This window comes from Bacillus sp. TH17, from assembly GCF_016651125.1.
Lineage (GTDB): Bacteria > Bacillota > Bacilli > Bacillales > Bacillaceae_G > Bacillus_A > Bacillus_A mycoides.
The window spans coordinates 1,907,563-1,932,754 of the sequence record NZ_JAEKEN010000001.1 but is presented as its reverse complement, the minus strand read 5'-3'; the positions used below and the strand labels follow the sequence as shown (position 1 = coordinate 1,932,754).

Below are 25,192 nucleotides of genomic sequence, written 5' to 3'. Positions count from 1 at the left end.
TGTCCCTCCATTATGTTGGAGGGACATTTTATTTACATATGTATTCAATATTATTATTTTGACTGTTCATTCAATGTCGTAATTATTTCATTGGCAGTATTCTTTCCGTTTCCAATACAAGCACCAATTCCTACACCGTAATATGAAGCACCAGCTAAGTATACATTAGGATAAAGCACGGCCAATTTTTCTTGTAATGATTGAACAGCTTGATTATGTTCTAAATGATATTTCGGCATTAAATCTTTCCAATTTGTAACTTCAATTACTTCCGGTTCACCTTTAATTCCGAGGCTCTTTTCAATATCATATAAAGCAACTCGTACTAATTCTTCTTCACTATAACTTTTGATCGTTTCATATACTGGATTAGTGCTCTTATAAAACATTCTTACTAATAGCTTTTGTTTACCAGATGTATGTTTCCACTTCCTGCTTGTCCATGTGCAAGCATCACAATGTAAATCACTGTTTTCCGTTACGATAAAACCTGTGCCGTCAGCCGGTAGTTGTTCATCTAGTATGTCAAAACCTAAGTAAATACTTATAAGCGATGAATTTTTAAATTTATTAAAATGCTCATTTAACTCATTAGACTGTAATAACGTTTGTGCGATATCATGTGGAGCTGCTAAAACGACATAATCAGCTTGTATTGTCTCATGATTTGCAAAAGAAACCTCATACCGATCCCCTTTTTTACTTATCACTGTTGTTACAGCACCTTTATTAATGACAGTCTCCGTCAGCACTTCTTCTAAGCGATTAATAATCGTAGATAGTCCACTTTTAAATGATACAAACTTTTTATTTCCTGCTGACTGAAATTGTTTTTTATTCTCTTCAAAACCTTTAATAATACTTCCATATTTATTTTTATACTCAAGTAAATATGGTAACGTAGATGCCATTGTAAGCTCATTCAATTTACCAGAATATACACCTGACAGCACAGGTGCAATTTGTCTTTCCACTAATTCTTTCCCTAAAAAGCTTTCTAAAAATACAGCAAGTGATGTATCCTTTGTAAACTCCTTATTTTTCGTAATAAAATCTTTTAAAGCAACGATTTTCCCTTTTTTGAGACTAGCGTACTGCTAAATAATGATTCAACACTCATAGGAATCCCAAATATAGTGTCAGCAGGAATTGGATGTAATATGTTATCAGAGTATATGTAAGAAATACCTGTTTCGTTATATACCATTTCATTTTCTAAATATAAATCTTTTACAAGCGGCAAAACATGTTCATTACGAGCTACAATAGAATCTGCTCCAGATTCCATAATAAAATCATTTTCTTCCACACTGTGGATTTTACCACCTAAATACTCTTCTTTCTCAATAAGGATTAAATTTAAATCTATATTATAATCCTTCTTTAATTTTTCTAAATAAAACATAGTAGAAAGTCCAGTAATACCTCCACCGATGACAACGACTGTTTTCATATTTGCTGCGCCCCTAACCGATACAATTAATAATTCCTTTATTATTATAACCAAAAATTATCATAGTCGACTAGCAGCTTGCGCATTCTGTAAGAAATTAGACAATATATATGAATATATTTTAGGCTGATCATTATGCACTAAATGACCTGCAAACGGAATAACAGCAATATGTATATTGTTGTTTAATTGTTTAAACGTTGTAGTGGCTGTAACTTCATCTGCTGAATCTCCCCCAACAATACACAGTGTAGGTACTTGAAGATTAGCTACATCACCTGTTTCATGAAATGGGTACCACTCCTTAACTTGCCACGATTTCAGCAACCCTTTCCAATCACTTTTTACATGAATTTGATTCATATAAGTTACAACTTCTTCATTTTCCATCAACTGTTGATGACACTTTACTTCATACTCCTGAGACTCTTCCCAATTATCTCGCTCAATAGGAAAGATACCTGAAAAAGTTAATGTCCTCACTTTATTTGGATATTTTTTTGCAAATAATAAAGCGGCTATCCCCCCTAGTGAAACACCCGCTATATGACAACTATTAATTTGCAAATGTTCTAGTGTATCATTCAAATCATCAGCAGAGCAAAGAAAATAATTATCTAATGTACCTCCTGATTCTCCATGTCCCCTCAAATCAGGACGAATTACTTTATATTGTTTTTCTGTAAAAAATTCTACCTGTTCTTCAAACTCTACTAAACCTGTCATACCACCAGAATGTAAAAGCACAATTGGTTCCCCTTCACCTGAAATATGCGTATGTAGTATCATTTATCCCCCTCCTTTAAAACTGAATATTCTATTTATTAATAGTATATCGAATATATTTCTAAATTACCAATTAAAAAAGAACTATAACATATTCAACTCACGTCATAGTTCTTTCTATTTTAAAAACATAAACCAGTTTATTAATTTGTCAATTTCTTGGCTGAGTGCTATTACTTTTTCATGTTGAAGTCCATAATTTGAGACTAGATTCAATAATTCTTCTTTTTTCAATTCAATTATTTTTTCTAACTTCACTAATTCCATGTCGTCTTTATTCGCTCCAATTTCAAAATATATGTATTTTAGTATAGCCTACTTACATAATAAGTAAAAGTCTCATGCTAATGTAAAATCTTACATACTTGAAAAAACAACATACTACTAACAAAAAAAGAGACTTAAACTAAGCCTATTATTACAGGTCATTATAATTTTCTACCATTTTTTATAAATATGTTAGTTTATGAATGTGTACCATTTACTATTAATTTAAAGTTAGACACTTTTACACATTAATAATACAACAGAATTTCTCAAATGTTTTATCTTTATATTCTGGAATCCTTGTTAAGTGATCAAAATAACTATATGAAAATTTAAATATGTGTCCAAAATCCCAATTAAATTCGCTGTAGTCTTTAAGCCAGAATGCATTATCTAGCGGAAGTATATCAACTTGTCTTGCTTTTGTAAGAGGTAAACGATCTACAGTAGAATTCAATATTATTTGGGCATTCGGCATTAAATTGCGACTTTTTCTAAGTACATAAACTAGCTTTAATAGTGGTTTTATTCCTCTTTGAAATAATTCTATATGCCCTAAGTCATATAATATATTAATCGCATGTGAGAAGGTAAGCATATGACCAATTAAATCGTGATGTGATTCTGCCTTATATATAACGTTAAATTCAGATAATTCACTTAAAATAAAATCAGATAATTGCTTCGGGTTTTTAATTTCGCTTTGAATCTCCTCATTATTTATAATGAGTTGCTTTACTTCTTTAGTTGTAAAACCAATCCAAGATCTACCGGGAATTGTTTTTTGAAACGATAATATAAGGTTTGCTATATTATTAATATCTTGCTCACTCCCCCAATGACTTAACTCCTTAATGGCTAGTAAACTTAAAGAAGCGTAAATTACATTATGACCAACCCAATGGAGTTCATCAATCGTTTGTTCCAAAGATTTAATTATCGTTTCTTCAGCACTTTGATAATCGACACCTTGTTTATTATCAATTGTTTCGCCTAACCTTTGCTTATGGAGCATCATTTTCGCTTGAGAATAAATGTTACAGGCAGTTTTTTCATCAATGTTATTGTTTTTCGTAAAAAAATAACTAGCAATGGCAGCTGCTCCGAAATGTGCATACCAAATATCATTTGTTTCTTTTTTACATTGAGATATAATTGAAAGCCCATCTTTTAATACACTTATATTTTCCATCTCTCTTATCCCCACTAACCCCTAATAAAAATGGTTTTTTAGCATCTACAAAGTCGGCAAAAAGCCAGGTGAAAACTCTTGAAAAGTTTCCTCCTTTACAGTTATAAATTAAAATTGTCCCTGTCGCTCAACAAGAATTAAATTTGCTTCTAATAATATTTTGAGATGATACTTATTCATCCCTAATGCAGTCTCAATCTTCCACAATTGTGTTTGTTTTGATTATGAAATAAATAACGAACAATCTCTCGTTTTACTCCTGCCAAATCCTTAAAAATTTTCACTCTTTTTTTATCTGAATTATTTGGTTTGATAGTCATGGAACTATCTTATTTTTTTGTCAAATCTCTCATCTTCTTAAACATACAATGTGAAAATCAAATGTGTATGTATTTATAGATAGTTGTTTTATTATACACGCGAATCTTTATGTAATTGATACTTTCTATTATGTTACCACTTAGTATGTATCCTTAAGCTACTTCCTTAGCTTAACGAAGGTGTTAATACAAATAAGATGTGATTCATTTCATCACTCTTATTCAAAAATCTATGTTTCACGTTCGGTGGAATACGCACAACATCTCCTTCTTCTAAAAAATATTCATTCCCTTCCAATTCCACATACACTTCCCCTTTCATTACAACTGCAATTTCTTCCTTATCTTCGTGGGAATAATGACTTTCTGTTGTATTTGCATATCCGTTTAAATCCATCATTAACATTTCAATGCGAGCTTTCATAAAATCTGGTGTTAACACATCATAAACAATATGATCATTATTTTCTCGATATACTTTTTTCCGATCTTTCTTCTTAGAAATAAGTGAATCTGTATCAATATCATTAATAAAAAGAGTAAACAGCGGTACATTTAATGCTTTCGCTATTAATTCCAATACATTTAAAGAAGGATTGGCATGTCCTCTTTCAATTTGACTAATAAGTGAAGTACTGATTCCTGCATAATCAGCAAATTCACGAATTGTCATATTATTTTTCTTACGATAACTTAAAACAGTTTGACCTAGCCGATAATGAATCATTGTTACAACTTCCTTTCGTCCATCATAATACATCTTTTGTCCCTTTTGTGCTGACATACTAAACAGTGGCAATTAATCCTTCCTTATTTCATCTTAGGCTTATATACTAACTTTTGTACATTATATTATATACAGTTCATTATAATAAACAACCAATCGGAGGGACAAACTTTGAAATCACCTATTCTTTCATATTTCATCTTATTTTTCGGCGTGTTCGCCTTATCTACTTCAGCTATCTTCGTAAAAATAGCCGATGCCCCTGCAGCAATCACTGCTTTTTATCGATTATTGTTTGCTACGGTAATTCTTTTACCGTTTCTAATATTTAATACAAACAATCGAAGCGAACTTCGCTCATTATCAAAAAAGCAATGGGGATTTGGACTCTTATCTGGATTATTTCTAGCAGCTCATTATGTACTATGGTTTGAATCTTTACAGTATACTTCCATAGCAAGTTCTACAGTTATCGTAACGTTGCAACCTTTATTTTCAATGGTCGGTGGTTATTTTTTATTTAAGGAACGGTTTACGAAAGGTGCGATTATAGGCTGCCTTATTGCAATTTCAGGAAGTATCGTGATTGGGTGGCAAGATTTTCAAATTAGTGGTGAGGCTTTATACGGCGATATTTTAGCTTTTATTGCTGCTGGCGTCATAACAGCTTACTTTTTCATCAGTCAATATGTTCGTAAAGACCTATCCCTAATACCGTACTCGGTAATTAGTTATGGCAGTAGTTCACTCTTTCTCGGTATATTTGCTTACACACAGCAGTCATCTTTCTTCAATTACACTGCACAAACATGGTGGTCCTTTATAGGTCTTGCATTCATTGCAACGATTTTAGGACAAACAATTTTCAATTGGTTATTAAAATGGATGAGCGCTACTGTTATCTCGATGAGTATTTTAGGAGAGACAATTGGAACTTGTATTTTAGCCTATTTCATTTTAGATGAAACAATTTCTTTACAGCAAGGACTAGGAATTCTACTTATTTTCATTGGATTAGCAATATTTTTATTACAACCGAAACAATTGAATCACAATTTATAAAGTGAAACTTTAATCAGTGGGGATTTTATTCATCCCCCACTGATTATTAGCCTTCACCAATCGGGCGTTTACGGGCAGCCCGACTCCCACATAACTTCTTTGCTCCAGCCAAATTTTGAGGTGGGAGTTTTACTGCCCACAAATAGCGGGATAAACAAGAAAAGCATGACATTAGTTTGCCATGCTTTTCTTGTTTATTTATTATTGCGGACTTGCTTTTGCTTTAGCCTTTGCTCCAATACATGAATCATGAAGAGGAAATGCTCTGCCTCTCTTGTAACATGATCAGCAAGCAATGGATTTATGACATTTCGGATTTGACATGTTTGAATTAACTCTAATCCTGCTTTTTTGAAATCCCTTAACTCAACAGTGGCATTTTCACTATCTTTATTCATTTTTCCTATAATCGGGTATGTCGGTTCTTTTTGATATAACATCGATTCAACATCTCTAGCTTGGTTAAGCAAAATTTCGAAATCATCACCGAATTTCAACGCTGTATGAACAAGATTTCTTTCCGATTGATCCAGTAATGATCCAATAAAACGTGAGTGTTCCATCATAATACGCAGCCAGAAAACATTCTCACTAATAATCGCATCTTGAATAGGATCCATTTTCCCTTCGTTAAACTTTTGAAGTGTCCGCATAAAATATTCTGCTTCTCGTGCAACATGATCCACTAAAAGTGGGAAATTAAACCCTTTCACTTTACAATTGATGATTAAAATTAGTAAGTTTCTTTTATAATTACGAAAAGCATACACTAACTGAATGCTCTCTTCATTTAATTGCCTTACCGCTTGAACAGTTTGTGGAATAGTAAATGCTTTTTGCAGCTGCCTATCAAACTGATTATAAAACTGTTCTACTTGCTGAATTAAATTTTTATCGTTACGATTAAACCCCTCACCAAGAAACAAAGCATGCTCTTTCATAATACGTAACCAAAATCTATTTTCAGTTATAGATCGTTCAATAAATAATTGTTCTGTTAATGATTCAGATGGAGCTGCTTTCAATTCCGGTGGCAACAGCATAGCTCGCTGTGGGTCCATAATAAAATGTCCAGGAATAGGTTGGTCTGTCGACATTACAATCACTCCTTGTTCCTTGAATGCTCAATTATACTGTGTATGAAAATAAATAAAATTCAAATATACTTATGCAATCGTTTTTTCAAGGTTTTTGAAATTCCCACATATGCATTCCCCTTGCACATAGAAATAGATTCTATTAAGTCATATGCTTTCCGGATTGAGATGATTCCTAATGCTTCATCCTTTAAAACATCCTTTAAATAAAAATTGTTCTTTATTTTTAATAAACTGAAAAAAGCATGGCGTCCTTTTGCCATACTTTTTTCAAAACAAATCGATATTTCTGTTCAATTTACACCCCTATTTATTATGTACAATCAAACCATGTGGTCTAAAACGACTCATCATGATTTCGTTAACAAATTTCCCATGAGCCTTCAAATTCCCAACCTTTACACCCTCTTCGATAAATCCAAATTTTTTATATAATACTTTAGCTCTAGGATTCGTTTCTAATACACCAAGTTCCACTCGTTCTAACATTAGCCAATTATCAGCTAAATCAAGCATTTTTGTAAGAAGTGCTTTTCCAATTCCTTTATTTTGATACTCACTATCTACTCCGATGAATAAATCTCCCGAGTGAGATCTTCGCCCTGGACTTTGGGTTAAACCGACAAATCCAACAACTTCTCCATCATATTCTGCTACAAATTCAAATTGATTCTGTGCTAAATTTCGAATTCTATTCTCCATTGCATCTACACGCATACTAGGTCAGAAAACCATATAAGGTAAAACATCATCTTGTATGCATATACGATGAATTGCTCTAGCATCTTGTGTTTCTACTGCTCTAACGTTAATCTCCATCTTTTTCCCCTCCATTCAAATATTCATATTCTAATATCCCATATTAAAATCCTGCCAACCCTTATTTCTTTGTGTTATTTTTATATAATTATTTCGATATAATATTCGCTTTTTGAACATCATCTCTTATATTCCCTCTCGTTCAAAATGAAAAAACCACTTAGAATATGCTAAGTGGTTTTTTATTTAATTTTTCACCCTATTATACAACTCAAGCAGTTCTTCTACTGAAATACCATTTATTTTCATACCGGTAATATCACAATTTTCTATTTCAATATTTTTCAGATTACTACTACGTATTGTAGTACTTTCCAAATCACATCTATCAAATGAAATAGGATCTTTATCCTCTCCAAGGCTTGTATCTCTAAATTGAACTCCACCTAAAGTCACAAAATTAAATTTACTGCCAGAAATATTTAAATCTGCATATGAGGAATTTCTAAAATTAATATTTCTAAAGGTTGATTGACTTATATTACAATTACTCATATTCATATGCATTATATTACTACCAACAAATGCACTATTTTTTAAATTTACTTGATAATATTCTGTATTAACCAAATTACAGTTTTCGTATTGACCATTTTTCATATCTTTATTTTTAATTAGGTTCTCTCCAACTGCATCTACATTTTTTCTTTTTACATAGCAATACTCATCTTCAGATTTAAAAATTATTTCATAGCCCATTTTTTTATAAAAATGATGATTATTAATTTGTCTACTAGATGTTTCAAGATCCCAAATCCTTATGTTCGGAAATTTTTCTTCTATTAACTTAATAACCCGCGATCCAATTCCTTTTCCTTGAAGAAAAGGCTCTACAAAAATACGATCGATTCTTCCGTACGATTTACCAGAGATCGTAACTATAATTCCCCCGATTACTTTTTCACCCATTATCACTTTGTAAGTATCCAATTCTTCAATTGAATATTTCATCATTTCAACTGAAGAATATCCTGGCGGTTGAATGTTATAATCAATTACATCACCTTGGCCGTATAACCATCGCTTTGCTTCTTCATCAAATGTTCTTTTCATTATTTCTGTTAACTTTTCAGCATCTAAAATTGTAGCTTTTTCTATAGATATTATTGTCATTTTTGTTTTCCCCTTCATTGTTATAAACCGATAACTTTTGTGAACGATATAGTTATTAATTTACTTTTGTCTTTAATATTTTTCCCATTATTACATATGGGGCATCACTTTTACTTGGGTGAAATGGCTCTAATACATCCACCCAATCCAATCTTTTATATAAAGAACGCGCTTTTTCATTGTTTATTTGTGTTGTTAAAATACTCGTTCTATTTGAAATCCCTTCTAATAATTCATTATGTAATTTCATTCCAAGACCTTCATTTCGATATTGTGGGTGAACTGCTAACTCTACAAATTCAAAACAATCTTGTAACCATTCGTCTGCTTGTTCTAGATTTAACGCTTCTCTCATTAATTGATTATAGTACTGCCCTTCTAATGAGCGATAACCATAAGTAAAACCAACTACCTCATTTTCATCATTTATTGCTACTATACCTTTAAAATCTGCATATTCTATATGTCTTTTCATTCTCTCAATCATTTCAGTAAAATTTGTTTTCTCAAATGCTTTACAATACAATTTTGCCATATTATTAATTAGAATTTCATCTTTTTCAATACGTATGAATTTCACTTTACCTTCCCCCTATTAAAACATTTGAACCCTTAAATAATTATAAAATAAAGAAATTTAAAACTAATCACTCTCTTTACTATTAAACTACAAATCAACCTATATTTTCCACTGTTACTTAATATGAATGAATAAAAAGAAGAGAACATGTAATATACATATGTTCTCTTCTTTTTATTTTAACGCTTATTCATTTTCAATTTTATATAATTAATAATTAGATATTACTTAAGCCACTCGTTACAAGTATTAGCTAGCTCCTGTAAATCCTCTATAAATCGACTCGCATGATATCCATCACAAACCGCATGATGTACTTGCAATGAAACAGGTAGGATAACCCGTCCATATACTTGAAAAAGATTTATCATCTTTATGAAAGATTGTATAACTAGGTATCATTTCCTCCCAATACCCTAAAACTCCTTCATCATTAAAACATGTTCGAAATTCTGTATGTTTATTTATCACTCTAGAAATTACATAAATAAAAGTCGGATAAAATTTGATTTCCTTTTGATGTATTTCCTCTAGCATCATCGTAATATCAACATTCGCTGTCATACTAAACGAACACTTTAATTTTAAATAATGTTCAAAATACTGCTCTCTATTCCAATTTTCTCTGTCAATTACATGAAACTTCATTTTAATAGCCTCCTAAAATTTTATTTTTATTTTAGAAGGCTAACTTTCTTGTTTTCACCACACTTGTTCACTCCTTACAGTTTAAATTTAATACTAAGCTTTTTATTTAACTATATAACATCTGCAGAAATTCGTTCACATATTTCTGGAAATCCATCCACATACTATTAATAAAGTGAAACTTTAATCAGTGGGGGCAGTTGATCCCCCACCTAACTTCTTTGTTTTCGTCGAATTTTGAGGTGGAGGTCTTACTGCCCGTTAATGCGGGATAAATCAAATGACGTTTGGAGGATTCAAACATGAATGACAAAAATGTAAATAAAAAAGAAAATGTTATCGAAAATACTACATCTATTCAAAATAATAATACTGCAAATCTTAATATCGAAGAACAAGCAATGAATGGCTCATATGGAATGCCCGAAACAACCATTGAAGATGCTGATCACGTTGTAACTGATGATTTGACTTCAAAAAATTAATGAACTACATAGAAAAGAGCCAAGGAAAATATCCTTGGCTCTTCTCTATTATATATCCATTTTTTTACTTCTTCTCTCTTTTTAGAAAGTTTCCCTGGCCAAAAAGCAAAGCGTCCTAAAACGACTGTAATCGCAGGTACAAGCAGTGGTCTTACAATAAATGTATCTAGTAATACACCAATTGCAGTTACAATACCAAATTGGACAAGAACTTGAATTGGAAGTGTGCCTAACACTGCAAAAGTCCCTGCTAAAATTAAACCTGCGGATGTAATTACACTACCTGTTTGTATAACACCATTTTTCACTGCATCTAGATGATTTTGTTTCTTTCTGTTTTTCCATATTTCAGAAACCATAAAGATATTATAATCTTCCCCTAAGGCAACTAAAAATACGAATGCATATAACGGTATCGCACCTTGTATCGCGGGAGCTCCCATACCGAAATGCAGTAAAATCCAGCCTGCTCCTAATGCAGAGAAGAAAGATAAAACGACAGTTACAATTAAGTAAATCATCGCAACGATTGAACGTAAATACACGAGTAAAAGTAAAGCGATGATACTAATCATAACCGGAATAATAACCGCTTCATCCCGTTCAGTAATTTGCTTTGTATCATATAAGGAAGCTGTTTCTCCGCCAATCCATAAATGATTCTCAGCTTGACTAATTCCTTCATCTTTTAATACCTTTTCTACACTATTTTTCAATTTAGGGATTTGATCTAATGCTTCAATTGAGTATGGGTTTTCCACTAAAGAAACTTCATACATTTGCAATTGATTATTTTCTTTTCCCTTCATTGGCTCTTTCACTTTATTAACAAAAGATAATTTCTCTATTTCTTGTTTAATAGGTAAATCTTTTCCCTTTGAATCAACTACAATCTTTACTGGCGCTAATTCTCCAGCTGAAAAATGATCCGTAATTAATGTAAATCCTTCGCGTGATGGCATATCTTTCGGGAATGATTCTAATAAGTCGTACGTGTATTGAATACGCGGTACAAATGAAGCCAAGCCTCCTAATAAAAATACGGTTAGCATAATAATTGTCCACGGTTTACGTACAACGATATCCCCAAGTTTTTTACTAAAGAATCCTTTAGTATTTTTTACTTTTACTACTTTCTTCTTCTTTCTTGCAAACTCTTCATTCATTTCAGCTGTTCTCGGTATGAACGGGAAAAATGCAACTCTACCGAAAATTAATAATAATGCTGGAAGAATCGTTAAAGCAGCGATTCCCATAATGAAAACAGCCACACTAAATGGAACTGCGAATCGATGAAAAGCTCCATAATGAGCAAGTAATAACGTTCCTAACCCTAATACTACAGTAAGTGCACTCATTATAATTGCTCCACCTGATGCTTTTATCGCAAGTTGCAATGCTTTATACTTACTTTCTTCTTCTAGCAAGTACTCTTTATATCTTGAAATAAGAAATAAACAATAGTCCGTTCCTGCTCCAAACAGTAAGACAGTCATAATCGATATAGCCTGTGCATCTACTTTAATCCATCCATTGTCTGCTAAAAAGCCCAGTGTCGGACTGATAATTCCGTATGCAAAACCAACAACGAGTAAAGGTAAAATTGCTAAAATTGGTGAACGGTACAGTAAAATTAATAAAACCAATACTAGTAGTACAGTAGCAACTAATAATTTCACATCAGCTTGACTAAATAAACTTACCGCATCCGTTTGAATACCCACAGGTCCAGATAATCGAACATGTAAACCAGAGTCGGTAATTTTTTGTTTGAACGGATCTTCATCCACTTTACTATTCACTATTTTTCGTAACTCTTCTAAATTACCTTTTAATATATCCGTTCCAGCAGATTTATTAAAAAATATTGGTGTGACAAATGATGTACCATCTTTTGATGCACTTTTTGATAATACTTGCTCTGGAATTGTATCAAATGGTGGTAACAATGATTGTTCTTTTAAAGGGTCCGTTTTTAACTCTTTATAAACGTCCTGTATTAATTTGTAGTCTTTTGACTCTAATCCACCATCCCGATGCCATACAACTAACAACGGGTTTCCTGCATTATTAGGAAATTCTTTTTTCATAAGTGCTTCAGCTTGCTGTGACATAGCTGTTTCAGGTAAATTTTTCGGATTCGGTTCTTTCGTACTGTTTACTTGTGGTAACGTAAATGAAAGTACTAATGTAATAAGAATCCATACCGATAAAGTTATCCATTGCGTATTCTTCCCTGCTACAAGCCTCCCTAACATATGTAACGGGTGCTTTTTCATAAAACCCCACCTTCCTTTTTTCCTCCAACATTAATTATATATACTGGTCGGTTAATTAATCAAGAATGATTAAAAAATTATGTTATAATTATCTCAATAATAAATGTCAGGAGCGAATGTATTTGGATCAAAAACAACGTCCTCTCGGAAGGCCTCGTCAAAATAAAAATACAAAGTCTACAAAAGAAATCATTTTAGAAGTTGCAACTAGGTTATTTCTCACTCAAAATTATCAAGTTGTTTCAATGGATGAGGTCGCGAAAGAATGTGGAGTTACAAAAGCAACTGTCTACTATTACTATTCAACAAAAGCTGATCTATTTACCGCTACTATGATTCAAATGATGGTGCGCATAAGAGAAAATATGGATCAAATACTCTCTACGAATAAAACTTTGGAAGAAAGATTATTGAACTTTGCTACAGTATACTTACACGCAACGATGGATATTGATATGAATAATTTTATGAAAGATGCAAAACTTTCTTTATCTGAAGAGCAATTAAAGGAATTAAAAAATGCCGAGGATAACATGTATGAAGTGTTGGAAAAAGCGCTAGATAACGCAATTCTCCTTGGAGAAATTCCTAAAGGAAATCCTAAATTTGCTGCCCATGCTTTCGTAGCTTTATTATCAATCGGGAATTTTAAAGATGAGAATCACAATCCTACTCTTGCAAATATAGATGAATTAGCAAAAGAAATCGTTTCGTTTTATTGGAATGGATTAAGTCATCAAAATTAAATTGATTATATTTAATAAAGAGCATATTTGAAATTCCTTCAAACATGCTCTTTATTAATTTAAGGGTTTTATTTATATACTAGCAACACCGATTAACAAAAAATTCTTATCTATAGCTCTTGAATTTGTGCATTTATATTCCCCTTACTTAATCCACCATGGTAACAAACTACAGAATCAATTTCTAGATTTAAATACTTCTTCAAAGAATTTTGCGCTTCTTTTATATCCAAAGTAGTTGGGGCATGAATTCCCCCTAAAATTCCGTTTACACTATACATTGAATCCCCAGCGATAAGAGTTTTACTTTGTCTCAAATATAAACTAATATGACCAGGAGTGTGCCCTGGGGTATGAATAATAAGAATACCACCACAATATGGAAGTTCTTGGCCTTCAACCAAAGTATCATCCACTTTTCCTTTTGGTGGATTCTGTACTTGTGCATCCTTCAACAAAGGTAACTCCCCCTCGATATATGGCTTATCTAGATCGTGAGCATAGACTTTTATATTACTTCCACAGTTTTGTAATAGTTCAGGAAGACTACCTATATGATCTATATCTTGATGCGTCAAAATCACGGCTTTTAGTTTATCAAACGATACTCCAACCTTACCCATTTCTATTCGTATATCTTCAATTTGTCCAGGAAATCCAGTATCTATTAAAACTGCCATTTCATCATCCCATAAAAGAATTGGGTGAATAATATACTCTTGAAATTCAAGATGTAACATCTCTACCCCTTTAGCAATCTCCATAACATTATTCTCCTTTATAATGAAATTTTTGAAATCTAAAAATTGGCCTGATAAACAAGTAATTCTAAATTACAAAGCCTCGCTATCGTTTAATATGTTTCGTCATACCAATCGAAAATTCCTCAAATCCAATTGATTCATAGTAATATTTTAAATCTTCAACACACATAAGTTGTGGAATAACTCGTTTTTGTTCACAGTGCCGGATTAATCGTTCCACTATTTCCTTTCCAACGCCCATGGACTGATACTCTGGCATTACACATACACCGCAAATAATGCCCGTTATTACACCATCTGATATTACTCGTCCCATCCCAATTAATTGTTGCTCTTTAAAAGCATATATCACATACCAACTTTGCTTACACATTTGCTCTAACTCATTAACCGATAATTCAAGAGAATTCCATCCTAAAGATTCATACATAGTTAATAATTCATTGAAATCTTTAGGGGGTTCAATCGTGTAATTTAAAATAGTTTTCATGTAAATACTCCCTATCATCCTTTTTGTTTTATTCCAAAAAAATTTTGACCGTCGTTAAACTGACTAGAACAATACTTCAATAAGAAAAAATGAAACTCCTTCTCTTTAAAAACATAAGGAACTTAATAAGATTGGTACCATATATATTTCTCTATTTAATATTTGTTTAATATATCAACTAATGGTGAGTATAAAATATATACATTTCAACCATCACCAAATACTGAATCTAAATTACAATTATAAGAAAAAGAAGGTATCTCATCTTTGTGAGATACCTTCTTTTATATCAATCCATCATTATATTATCAACCAAAAATCATACAGCTACATACGATAAGAACAAACAAAACTAATAAACTATTTGAGAAATAACCCATAGAATACTACCCCTTTATTTCATTATGTAAAAGATTTTACCATAAAATTATTAATAGTATAATGACTGAAAAAGACATTGGCTTCATTAGTTTTTTATGTATAAAGTAATATTTTATAATCTTTCTACTCACCGCTCATAAAAAACTTTAACTTTTCCTCTAATGCATCGCTCACGATTTAAATAACATTGATATTAGTAAAAATAGTAATAAAATAATTACTAATAAAGAATTAATAAACGAATACATGAATTTATTATTAAATATGTCAGGTACTTTCAAATTATTATCAGAGAAATCCACTGAATTTACACATTTAGAGCAACACATAATTGAGTATATTGCCCAGCAAAAAGTCGCTGTAAATTTAAAAATGATTGCTAGTTATTTAAACATACCTAAACAACAATTAAGTGTAACCGTTCGTAATTTAGAGCAAAACGGATACATTGTAAAAAAACAAGATACAGTAGATAAACGAGCTGTTTTAATTTCCTTAACAGATAAAGCTGAAAAAGTACATTATGAAAGATGGAAACAAATTTATAATAATTTCACTAGTAATCTTGAAAAACTCAGTGAAGAAGATCAACGTGATTTAACTTACGGACTGTATAAAACAAATAAAATGCTATCAAAAATGCTAAATAACGACTAATCATATATATATGATATTTTTTTATTATTAAATGGAGGACGTTTCATGGTTAAAGAAATAGATTTACAATCAGTTCAAAGTACTATGCTTATTCCACTATGGGGACGAGCATATGGTAGTGAGAAAAACAAGGATATTTTAGATGATACGGAAGCTATTCGGATTATTAAAGAATGCGACTTTGATTTTTCTAAAATAGCAGATACATTTGGCGAATATGGATGTATCACTTACATTACCCGTGCAAGAAAAATAGACGATACTATTAAACAATTTATTAGAAAACATCCGAATGCTACTATAGTAAATATCGGTTCTGGACTAGACACTACTTTTTCAAGAATTGATAACGGTACTATACAGTGGTATAACCTTGATTTGCCTGATGCGATCGCTTTCCGCAAAACATTAATTGAAGATACACCACGAAATATAAGCATTGCCAAATCATTTTTTGACACTTCTTGGTTCAACGATATAAAATATGATCCAAAAGACGGTATTCTTTTTATATCAGCAGGTGTGTTTTATTACTTTAAAGAAGAAGAACTGAAGGAGATATTTGTCGCTATGGCAAAACGTTTTCCTGGAGGAGAGTTATATTTTGATGCCGAATCAAAGTTCGCACTGACACTTTCGAATGCTACTGTAAAAAAATCTGGTAATAACGGCGCTATGATGTATTTTTACGTAAATAATCCAAAGACAATAGAAAAGTGGTCTTCTAACATAAAAATATTAAGCTGCTCCCCTTTCTTTAAACATATACCTACAAATAAAGATTGGGATGGAAGTACACGAATTATGATGCGGATTGTAAATTTAATAAAGATGTTGAAGTTCGTTCATATACGGTTTAAAAAATGATAAATCTATAATATATTAATCATATATAAAAGAAGACCTCGATTTTATTAAATTCATATAATAATCTATAGGATAGTTAGTCCATTATGAGGGCTAACTATCCTTTTTTATTTACATAATGAATGAAATAAGTAAACAATAGCTATTTAGTTTAATCAGTATAATAAAGATATATAACTTGAAACGTTCGATTGGTTTTTGGGGAGGGCATAGCCTCGGTGCGAAGGCAACACTCCGCTTTCGAGGACATGCTTCAGTTATAGTTTGTCACTATTTGAATTATAAATCAGTTATTTTATCTTTATCTGGATTCTTGCCCAAACTAATGACCTCTTCTCCTTTTCAATAGTTTCGAGTTAGGTCCGGGATTTCTAAAGGTCGCGTACGTTCCAAACAATCTCACCGCGCTCGTCCCACGTACTGTGATGCCTCTTAAATCCTATCTTTTCTAACACCCGGAAGGACGCAACATTCCAAGCGCCTACAGTCGACCAAAGTCTGTGGCGCCCCGTAGCAATCGCAGCGTCCAGCACAACAGATGCTGCCTCAGTCGCATAGCCTTTGCCATGAGCACTGCGGAACAACTCGTATGCGATCTCCGGCTCTTCCAGTGTGGAACGACCGATAATCAAGCCACAGTATCCGATGAAATCACCTTCGTCTCGTCGGCGAATAGTGAGAAGGGAAATGCCATTTTCGCCTGCTCTCTTACGCATCTCTATAAGCATGCTACGAACGGCGTCAAGGGTTGGCATATCCACACCACGTTCGCCAATTAATTTTCTCATCCAGACTGAATCGGATTCCTCCCACATACTCAGATCAAGTCGTTCAGTTTTCAGCTGGAACTCCATAGCTTTAAATAAAGCTGTCATAGTGGAAACCTCCTAGTTATGTCACTGCACTCATAATATAATGTACACCATCTTCCAACATGTACTGAATCACTTATTTTCTCTCCTTATCGCTCATTTACTACCACCTAAATGTATATGTTCTAATTATTAACACCTTTTTCCTTTAAATTCTTTAGACCCTATCCTCATTTATAGTAATAGCTTTCTTATTCGAAAAAAGATTTTTAAAAATTCCTACCCCTACAATTAATAGACCTATACCAATTAATTTATTTATTTGTATAGGTACTCTCTCCATTCCAAACAATCCAAATGTATCAACACATAATGCAACAACTAATTGAGTAATAAGGCTAATGAGCACCGTATAAGCTGGACCTAAACTCTTTATTGCACCCATTATACAAATAATTAATCCGATACCAAACAATCCACTTATATAAAATAAATAATTTGTAGTATAAAAGTTAACGCTTATACTTTTCTCTGTAATGATATGAAATAAAACAGAACTTATGAGACCTATTCCAAGAACACATGCAGTTGTTAACCACTGTCCTACAATTTCATTCACTTTCGTATTAAAAACAGATTGTAAGCTAATTAATATTCCAGCTAATATAGCTAAACTAAATCCAATCATAACCCTTCTCTCCCTTTCATTACTCATATATATTATCTTTAGCAACTTCCTTCATTCTAGAAAAATCTTTAATTACAATAACTCCATTATTCTTTTTAATTAATTTTTCACTATAAAATTTTTGTAAAACTCGAATTACATGCCTATAACTTACACCTATAAAATCTGCAATACTTGATACAGAAGTTGAATCTAAATCCTCTTTATACATATTCCCATTACTATCCGTTGAAATCGAAAGTAAATAACTAGCTACACGTACTTCTACCGGATAAAGTAAATTTAGAGCTGTAAAACGAGTCGATATTTTTAACGTGTTCGCAATGTTTTCAAGCAAGAACTTCATAAATATAGGATCATGTAATAACTCATTTCTAATAACTGTATTAGAAATGGAGATTGCTACAACATCTGAACAAGCTTCAACAACATTATGTGCTTTGCTATTTTGTATTAATTCAATATCACCAACAATTGCTAATGGATTGATAAAGCGAAGGATTAGTTTCTTTCCTTCTGGTGTAATCGTGTAAACTTTTACTTTTCCTTTAATAACAAAATATAAACGATGAATTTCATCATCTTTATCGCAAATAAGCTTGCCTTTTTCAAAATGATTTACTTGAAAATTTTCAGTACTTATTCCTGAAAAAATTTCAAGTATATTATAAGCCTTCAAATATTGAATAATTAAGTCTGATTTATTATCCACTTACAGTCCCTTCTTTCCTTACATATTAAACACAAAAATACCTAAAATCATTACTATTGTCCCCACAATATGGTATCTCTCCATTTGTATCTTTTTTATATGAAATAATCCTTTCATTTCAATAACAGTAGCTGTTAATAATTGAGCAACCATAAGTGTTCCAGCTGTTAATGTAACTCCCATTGAATATATCGCCATTGTTTCCGCACAAATAATCAACCCACCAAGTGCGCCAGCTGCTAAATATACTTTTTTACACCCTTTAAATCCGTTACTTTCTCTTCTTTCTTTAACAAAAATATAGTTGTTGCAATAAGAAACCCAATTAAATGCGTCATAATACTCGTCGACCATATACCGATATCTGAACTAAGTTTCGCATTAAACGTACCTTGAAGTGTAATGAATACTCCTCCAAAAACTGAAAGTAAAATACCTTTCAAAAAAATCATCTCCTAATCTTCTATCTATGATTTAATTAAAAGCTACAATACTACAACGACAAAAGGACAAATGTCACATCGATATGAAAATAATTAGTAATGTACACGAAAAAACACATCTCAAAATATGTGAGATGTGTTTAAAACATTTAATCCGTATATAATATTTTAGTAATTAAAACTACGCTACATTAGCAGCTTTATTCTTCAAAACAAACTTTCCAAATAAGAAACGTACAAGAGGTCCCATTATTATTAATTGAAGTGGGTACGCCATAATGAAATTTTTAATGAAAATCGAGAAATAAATTGAAGCGAATGAGTCACCATGTAACCCATTATGTAAATACATCATAGCCATTCCGTAAAATGACATAAAGAATACCATTCCGATTACCATTGTTGTTGCCATCGCAATAATCATGTTTACTTTTTTGATTTATCAAATGGTAATGCAAATACAATCTTTTTCGCACACGGTCCAACGATACATATTTCAATTAATAGCGCAATAATAAATCCAATTATTAGTTCTAATGCGATTTCCTTAATATGAATTGGTCCTCCTGCTCCATTCATTAATAAATTGTAAAACGTCATAACGATAACCATCCCGAGGCACATCATCATACCAAATTGGAGGTTTTCCTTTCTTGTTGTTGGCAATTTTCATCATCCCTTCTCTTTGAGTCTTTGTCATTATATCGATATTGGAAACTCCTTCGTAAGTGAACATTTTGTGAACATTTTTAAAGCGTTTACGTGCATTTCTTCCACTCTTCACTCCAATCCTCCCACTTTATAACTTTTTACTTACAAAGGTTTTATATATTTTGATGTTGAATTATTAAATTTAATATTGAATTATATGATAATTACTACTAGGAGGATAACCATGAATAAAGCAGAATTTTACGCATATCACATCGTTACAAGGAAAACAATGAGTATCGGAAAAATCATTCACTTTGACAAAAATCAAACTAATACCCTCTATCACTTCTTTTTTGAAAGAGAACAATTAAATTCTAATGATGAAGACTCCATTCAAATTTTAAAAAGGCATTATATCAATGAGGAATTACATATAAATAATGAAAATGCTAAAGTAGTTCTGAATTATATAGATCAAACAATTAGAGCGGTTAGAGAAACGATTGTAGAAATGGTTAGACTGCAAGAATTTCCTGAATATCCCTCAAGGTTGTCTTGCTTATATGCTTCCAAAAGCTATGAGGATGCTTTGAAATGGAAAGCGCTATTTGATTCTTATAATCGAGAAGTTTTGCAGATTGTTAAACTACGAGTAATCGGAAGTTCTTTTGAAGGTGATGGAAACCTTTTGCCGAAAGAAGATGGTATTCCTTTCGCTCAAAAAATGGAACAAGCTAGAGAGTATTGGAAAGGAAACGTTAGAAATGAACTTCCTGAGTTACTGATTAATGGGAGAATTGAAGTGGTGGAAATTATTGATGATTTTTCATCAATTAAAATTTAATTCCTGGTTAAATATTAAAGAATGGAGATTAAAATGATGAAAAAAGTGTACTTCAATCATGATGGTGGTGTAGATGATTTAATATCACTATTTTTACTACTCCAGATGGAAAATGTAGAACTTACAGGTGTTTCAGTTATTCCTGCAGATTGTTATTTAGAACCAGCAATGTCTGCCAGTCGTAAAATTATAGATCGCTTCGGCAAAAATAATATTGAGGTAGCAGCGTCCAACTCTCGTGGGAAAAACCCATTTCCAAAAGAATGGCGGATGCATGCATTTTATGTAGATGCTTTACCAATTTTAAATGAGTTTGGGAAAGTTGTTACACCTGCATCAAAAAAACCTGCACATCATCATATAATAGAGACTCTTCTACAAACTGATGGAAAAACAACTTTATTATTTACAGGGCCCCTGACTGACCTTGCTCGTGCACTATATGAATCTCCAATAATCGAAGATAAAATTGAACGTCTCGTTTGGATGGGCGGTACATTTCGTACTGCAGGCAATGTACATGAGCCAGAACATGACGGAACAGCCGAGTGGAATTCATTTTGGGATCCCGAAGCAGTAGCTCGTGTTTGGAATGCTAATATAATCATTGATTTAGTAACTCTAGAAAGTACAAACCAGGTTCCGCTAACTATAGACATACGTGAACAGTGGGCAAAAGAGCGTAAGTATATTGGTGTTGATTTCCTTGGTCAATGCTATGCAATGGTCCCCCCTCTCGTTCACTTTTCAACTAACTCTACCTACTATTTGTGGGATGTATTAACTGCTGCGTTTGTTGGGAAAGCTGATCTTGCAAAAACAAAAACGATTACTAGTATCGTTCATACATACGGACCCAGCCAAGGACGTACAGTGGAAACTGCTAACGGAAGACCAGTAAATGTCATTTATGATGTAAAACGTGATGCATTCTTTAAATATATTACTGAATTAGCTAAAAAAGCTGCTAATCACAACCAGTGTTGAAATCCGTATAAACCCAGTTGATGAGCCAGCAAAAAGATTTAGAAATTGGTTGGGGCTGGATATTTAATTATTAAAAAGAGTATTGAATTAATTTTCAATACTCTTTTTGTGCAGTTACATTGCATTTGGTCAGAACAAGCATCAATTGATTTAGAGTTAGGTTTTACAGATTAACCATTTCATAACCATTTACAAAGTACGTTATTGTTTCTAGCTCATCTTCATTTAATTCTCTATCTAGTTCTTGTTTATATGCTGCCTTTATCTTCTCTTCATCGCCTTTATGAGTTTCCGTATAAGTTCCTACTGTTTTTAATAAACGAATCTCTCGCAAAAATTCATTTCGATCTATAGCTTCCCCATGTGAAAGAATATAGGTCTCGGCATCAAATTTCTCTAATTCTTGTATCAGTTTAAACGTTCGTTTCGTTGTATAGTTCCGCTTTGCAGAAAAGATATCTGCATATATACAGTCTCCTAAAAACAAAATCTTTTCTTCTTTAATATAAATAACAACAGAGTCATGTGAATGGTCTCCGCCCACATGCTCTAACACACATGTCACATCACCAAGGTCTAATTCAAGTTGTTTCTGAAAGGTTAAGGACGGCGGAAGAATTTGAATATTTCTTGGTTTTTCACTGAACTCTTTTTTTATACAGTCCGCACAAAATTCAATTTCTGTACCTTCTTTCACTCGTGCGTCCAATGCCTCATCCGACCACTCATAAGAAACAAGTGTGTTCATCTCTTTTTTTGTTTCAAAATGTGCGATAGACAATGCATTTTGTAATACAGGCAATCCAAAAATATGATCCCAGTGCCAATGCGTTAATGCTACAAAATCAGGATTTGAGATATTTTGCTCTTTTAGCATTTCTAAAAACAATTGTGCATGTGCTTCTGAATTACCTGCATCTATCATCAAAGTCTTTTCTTTTCCAACTACCATTCCTAAGATAGGTCTATCAGTCTCGGAAACAGGTGTCATATACCAAAATGAGTTTCCTATTTTTTTAATTTGCTGCATAACTATTGCCTCCATTTTATGAGTGTGTAACAATTTCCAGCCGAGAAAATTCTTTATTTTGTATTTTGATTACTATTAAATAACAATGTCAGAAATAAAATCATTCTACATTTTTTATTATCTAGTGAAATACAAATACTAATTTTGACAAGGGCATCCTTTCTCAACATTTGTTGCTTTTAATCTATTTTACGCTACGAATTTACATGTAAATTATATTACAATTTGTATAAATGAGATACATTTTACAATATCGAAGGGGTGTTGAACCTGAATGCAAAGGAAACAATCATTCCCTATTTCGGTAATGTGTTAACAGGTAAAGAGTTGATCAATCAATGAATTTAATGAGGATGGCTACCATGTTATCAACTGAATAAAAAGCAGCAACTATACAGTTGCTGCTTCCAACATTTCTTTTTGTATTTCAACACGTTTGATTTGGTGAGGGTCTTTAGAAAGAATTTTAAATGCATATCCTTCGCTATTTACTGTTTGCCCTTCCTGGATATCATAATTCTGCATCAGAATCCAACCACCAATCGTGTCAACATCACTATCATTCATATGTAATCCTAGTAAATCATTTAATTCGCTAATTAATACTTTACCTTCTACGACAAGATGCCCTTCATTCATTTGCTGGATGGGCGGACGCTCATCTTCATCATATTCATCACGGATTTCTCCTACAATCTCTTCCAGAATATCCTCAATGGTTACAATACCAGCCGTACCGCCGTATTCATCATATAACACAGCCAACGGAATACGTTTCTTTTGCATTTGTAGTAAAAGATTATGTATTGGTATGGTCTCAATTACTTCAATTACTGGACGCGTATACGATTGAATAGAATTGAATTCTTTTGTTTCCTTATTCATATAACGAATAAAGAAGTCTTTCACATTCACCATGCCAATGATTTCATCTTTATCTTCCCCAAATACTGGGTAACGTGTATACTTTTCATCACGGATTATTTTCATATGGTCTGCTAAAGAATTATCTACATGTAGCCCTATAATTTCTGTACGAGGGACCATGATTTCTTTCGCAATACGATTATCAAATTCAAAAATATTATTTACATATTTGTATTCAGCTTGATTAATTTCTCCACGTTCATAACTTTCAGAAAGAATCAATCGTAATTCTTCTTCTGTATGTGCTACATCATGCTCTGATGCAGGTTTTAAGCCGAACATTCCTGTTATCATCCTTGCAGAGCCATTTAACAAGCGAATAAACGGATACATGATTTTGTAGAACCAGATAAGCGGAGCCGAAAGTAATAAAGTAACCTTCTCAGCCTTTTGAATCGCGAATGTTTTTGGTGCTAATTCACCAACTACAACATGTAAGTACGTCATAATAGTAAAAGCAATTCCTAAAGATAATACACCTGCAATGGAAGGATTGATGTTCCACTTATCAAATAAAGGATGTAAAAGTCTCTCAATCGTTGGTTCACCTAGTGCCCCGAGTCCCATTGCTGTAACTGTAATCCCTAATTGACAAGCTGACAAATACTCATCCAAGTTTGATGTCACTTTCTTAGCTGCCAGCGCACCTTTCTTTCCTTCTAATACAAATTGATCAATCTTTGATCCTCTTACTTTTACAATAGCAAACTCAATTGCTACGAAAAATGCAGTACATGCGATTAAAACCACTACCATGATTAAATTAAATATGTCCAACTAATTCCCTTAGCTTCCTTGAAACTAAAGGATTCACCTCCTGATATATTTTCTCTTTCCAGACCTACTTCATACACATTGACATGAGATTGTATAAAATCTACATTCTCAAAATGATGAGGGGTACTCTGAGAAAATCGAGGTCATTTAGCCACCTATCCGAGTCAACATCTGAGTCCAATACATTTCCACCGCCTTGATTAAATTATCTATATGTTAGCATGAGAAATAAATCCCAGTCAACGTTTACATTTTGTATACCCTGAAATTCAAACAAAAAGCTTCTCTTTCCTGTGACATAAAACTGCTTAATGTGTGCATCAAACACTATAACATTTCCTTCGCTGCCACTAACTATATTATTTTTTTGTTCATTATTTACATTCCTTCTCACATTAAAAATAAAGCGAAGAAACATTTATCAATCTTTTTTTAAAATATTTTGACACACATATTAGTAATAACTAATACGATTGTTCAACTCAAATGATTTAGATGTGAAAGCGAAGTTCATACATGGCTTTACCGATAAAATAATGTTACAAATGCTTCAATGTATCATAGGTGGGGAAAAACAGTTTCTTA

Annotated in this window: 22 protein-coding genes and 6 pseudogenes; 8 read left to right on the top strand and 20 right to left on the bottom strand. The window is 32.4% G+C overall.

Annotation, left to right across the window (positions count from 1 at the left end):
• Positions 1-53: 53 nt before the first annotated feature.
• From JFT95_RS09815 to JFT95_RS09795, 5 genes and pseudogenes are all read right to left on the bottom strand, one after another.
• Positions 54-1,453 (bottom strand): annotated as a pseudogene (locus JFT95_RS09815) (protoporphyrinogen oxidase).
• Between the two features lie 60 nt (positions 1,454-1,513).
• Positions 1,514-2,242, bottom strand: coding sequence for an alpha/beta fold hydrolase (locus JFT95_RS09810; protein ID WP_201052087.1), 729 nt, complete (start codon positions 2,240-2,242; stop codon positions 1,514-1,516).
• Positions 2,243-2,356: 114 nt separating this feature from the next.
• Positions 2,357-2,506, bottom strand: coding sequence for an aspartyl-phosphate phosphatase Spo0E family protein (locus JFT95_RS09805; RefSeq protein WP_002012842.1), 150 nt, complete (start codon positions 2,504-2,506; stop codon positions 2,357-2,359).
• Between the two features lie 241 nt (positions 2,507-2,747).
• Positions 2,748-3,698, bottom strand: coding sequence for a hypothetical protein (locus tag JFT95_RS09800; protein WP_201052085.1), 951 nt, complete (start codon positions 3,696-3,698; stop codon positions 2,748-2,750).
• A 486-nt stretch (positions 3,699-4,184) separates the two neighbouring features.
• A complete protein-coding gene (locus JFT95_RS09795; RefSeq protein WP_002031957.1) occupies positions 4,185-4,802 on the bottom strand; it encodes a helix-turn-helix domain-containing protein in 618 nt (205 codons plus the stop codon).
• A 114-nt stretch (positions 4,803-4,916) separates the two neighbouring features.
• On the opposite strand from JFT95_RS09795, the gene JFT95_RS09790 reads away from it, so the two are divergent.
• On the top strand, positions 4,917-5,807 hold the full coding sequence (locus tag JFT95_RS09790; RefSeq protein ID WP_002141731.1) for a DMT family transporter: 891 nt from the start codon (positions 4,917-4,919) through the stop codon (positions 5,805-5,807).
• Positions 5,808-6,001: 194 nt separating this feature from the next.
• On the opposite strand, the gene JFT95_RS09785 is transcribed toward JFT95_RS09790, so the two are convergent.
• From JFT95_RS09785 to JFT95_RS09765, 5 genes and pseudogenes are all read right to left on the bottom strand, one after another.
• Entirely contained in the window at positions 6,002-6,904 is a 903-nt protein-coding gene (locus JFT95_RS09785; RefSeq protein ID WP_201052083.1) for a DUF2935 domain-containing protein, read from the bottom strand.
• 306 nt (positions 6,905-7,210) lie between these two features.
• Positions 7,211-7,723, bottom strand: a pseudogene (locus tag JFT95_RS09780) (GNAT family N-acetyltransferase).
• A 186-nt stretch (positions 7,724-7,909) separates the two neighbouring features.
• Positions 7,910-8,854 (bottom strand): GNAT family N-acetyltransferase, encoded by a 945-nt coding sequence (locus tag JFT95_RS09775; RefSeq protein ID WP_176126956.1) that lies wholly within the window; start codon positions 8,852-8,854, stop codon positions 7,910-7,912.
• Between the two features lie 37 nt (positions 8,855-8,891).
• The gene (locus tag JFT95_RS09770; RefSeq protein ID WP_002141727.1) at positions 8,892-9,416 is read right to left on the bottom strand and encodes a GNAT family N-acetyltransferase; all 525 of its coding nucleotides are present in this window, start codon (positions 9,414-9,416) and stop codon (positions 8,892-8,894) included.
• Between the two features lie 224 nt (positions 9,417-9,640).
• Positions 9,641-10,064, bottom strand: a pseudogene (locus tag JFT95_RS09765) (CatA-like O-acetyltransferase).
• Positions 10,065-10,366: 302 nt separating this feature from the next.
• On the opposite strand from JFT95_RS09765, the gene JFT95_RS09760 reads away from it, so the two are divergent.
• Positions 10,367-10,549, top strand: a complete 183-nt coding sequence (locus JFT95_RS09760) for a DUF4021 domain-containing protein (RefSeq protein ID WP_002141724.1) — start codon at positions 10,367-10,369, stop codon at positions 10,547-10,549.
• Here the strand turns inward: JFT95_RS09760 and JFT95_RS09755 are convergent.
• Positions 10,546-12,828, bottom strand: a complete 2,283-nt coding sequence (locus JFT95_RS09755) for an MMPL family transporter (RefSeq protein ID WP_242487605.1) — start codon at positions 12,826-12,828, stop codon at positions 10,546-10,548. The two genes, JFT95_RS09760 and JFT95_RS09755, sit on opposite strands and share 4 nt — an antisense overlap.
• Before the next feature lie 122 nt (positions 12,829-12,950).
• Between JFT95_RS09755 and JFT95_RS09750 the strand changes: the two genes are divergently transcribed.
• Positions 12,951-13,574: a TetR/AcrR family transcriptional regulator gene (locus tag JFT95_RS09750; RefSeq protein ID WP_002085667.1), complete on the top strand. Its 624-nt coding sequence runs from the start codon at positions 12,951-12,953 to the stop codon at positions 13,572-13,574.
• 110 nt (positions 13,575-13,684) lie between these two features.
• On the opposite strand, the gene JFT95_RS09745 is transcribed toward JFT95_RS09750, so the two are convergent.
• Complete coding sequence (locus tag JFT95_RS09745; protein ID WP_002031870.1) at positions 13,685-14,338, bottom strand: MBL fold metallo-hydrolase; 654 nt, start codon at positions 14,336-14,338, stop codon at positions 13,685-13,687.
• An 82-nt stretch (positions 14,339-14,420) separates the two neighbouring features.
• Positions 14,421-14,828, bottom strand: coding sequence for a GNAT family N-acetyltransferase (locus JFT95_RS09740; RefSeq protein ID WP_002031872.1), 408 nt, complete (start codon positions 14,826-14,828; stop codon positions 14,421-14,423).
• 597 nt (positions 14,829-15,425) lie between these two features.
• On the opposite strand from JFT95_RS09740, the gene JFT95_RS09735 reads away from it, so the two are divergent.
• Complete coding sequence (locus JFT95_RS09735) at positions 15,426-15,866, top strand: MarR family winged helix-turn-helix transcriptional regulator (protein ID WP_050000737.1); 441 nt, start codon at positions 15,426-15,428, stop codon at positions 15,864-15,866.
• Between the two features lie 45 nt (positions 15,867-15,911).
• Positions 15,912-16,733: a class I SAM-dependent methyltransferase gene (locus JFT95_RS09730; protein ID WP_088039354.1), complete on the top strand. Its 822-nt coding sequence runs from the start codon at positions 15,912-15,914 to the stop codon at positions 16,731-16,733.
• A 371-nt stretch (positions 16,734-17,104) separates the two neighbouring features.
• On the opposite strand, the gene JFT95_RS09725 is transcribed toward JFT95_RS09730, so the two are convergent.
• From JFT95_RS09725 to JFT95_RS09705, 5 genes and pseudogenes are all read right to left on the bottom strand, one after another.
• Entirely contained in the window at positions 17,105-17,608 is a 504-nt protein-coding gene (locus JFT95_RS09725) for a GNAT family N-acetyltransferase (RefSeq protein WP_002012819.1), read from the bottom strand.
• Positions 17,609-17,762: 154 nt separating this feature from the next.
• Entirely contained in the window at positions 17,763-18,233 is a 471-nt protein-coding gene (locus JFT95_RS09720; protein WP_002031877.1) for a DMT family transporter, read from the bottom strand.
• A 19-nt stretch (positions 18,234-18,252) separates the two neighbouring features.
• Positions 18,253-18,945, bottom strand: a complete 693-nt coding sequence (locus JFT95_RS09715; protein WP_201052081.1) for a Crp/Fnr family transcriptional regulator — start codon at positions 18,943-18,945, stop codon at positions 18,253-18,255.
• Between the two features lie 18 nt (positions 18,946-18,963).
• Positions 18,964-19,388: pseudogene (locus JFT95_RS09710) on the bottom strand (DMT family transporter).
• A 181-nt stretch (positions 19,389-19,569) separates the two neighbouring features.
• Positions 19,570-20,054 (bottom strand): annotated as a pseudogene (locus tag JFT95_RS09705) (DUF2798 domain-containing protein).
• A 229-nt stretch (positions 20,055-20,283) separates the two neighbouring features.
• On the opposite strand from JFT95_RS09705, the gene JFT95_RS09700 reads away from it, so the two are divergent.
• Positions 20,284-20,886 carry a DUF2441 domain-containing protein gene (locus JFT95_RS09700; protein WP_016102044.1) on the top strand — a complete coding sequence of 201 codons (603 nt, stop codon included), beginning with the start codon at positions 20,284-20,286 and terminating at the stop codon, positions 20,884-20,886.
• Positions 20,887-20,919: 33 nt separating this feature from the next.
• The gene (locus tag JFT95_RS09695; protein WP_016102045.1) at positions 20,920-21,873 is read left to right on the top strand and encodes a nucleoside hydrolase; all 954 of its coding nucleotides are present in this window, start codon (positions 20,920-20,922) and stop codon (positions 21,871-21,873) included.
• A gap of 163 nt (positions 21,874-22,036) precedes the next feature.
• Here the strand turns inward: JFT95_RS09695 and JFT95_RS09690 are convergent, their stop codons facing one another.
• The gene (locus JFT95_RS09690) at positions 22,037-22,903 is read right to left on the bottom strand and encodes an MBL fold metallo-hydrolase (RefSeq protein ID WP_113768929.1); all 867 of its coding nucleotides are present in this window, start codon (positions 22,901-22,903) and stop codon (positions 22,037-22,039) included.
• A 390-nt stretch (positions 22,904-23,293) separates the two neighbouring features.
• Positions 23,294-24,607: a hemolysin family protein gene (locus JFT95_RS09685; protein WP_016092639.1), complete on the bottom strand. Its 1,314-nt coding sequence runs from the start codon at positions 24,605-24,607 to the stop codon at positions 23,294-23,296.
• A gap of 473 nt (positions 24,608-25,080) precedes the next feature.
• Here JFT95_RS09685 and JFT95_RS29510 point away from each other — a divergent pair.
• Positions 25,081-25,182, top strand: a pseudogene (locus JFT95_RS29510) (ArsR/SmtB family transcription factor); the annotation flags it as partial.
• Between the last annotated feature and the right edge of the window lie 10 nt (positions 25,183-25,192).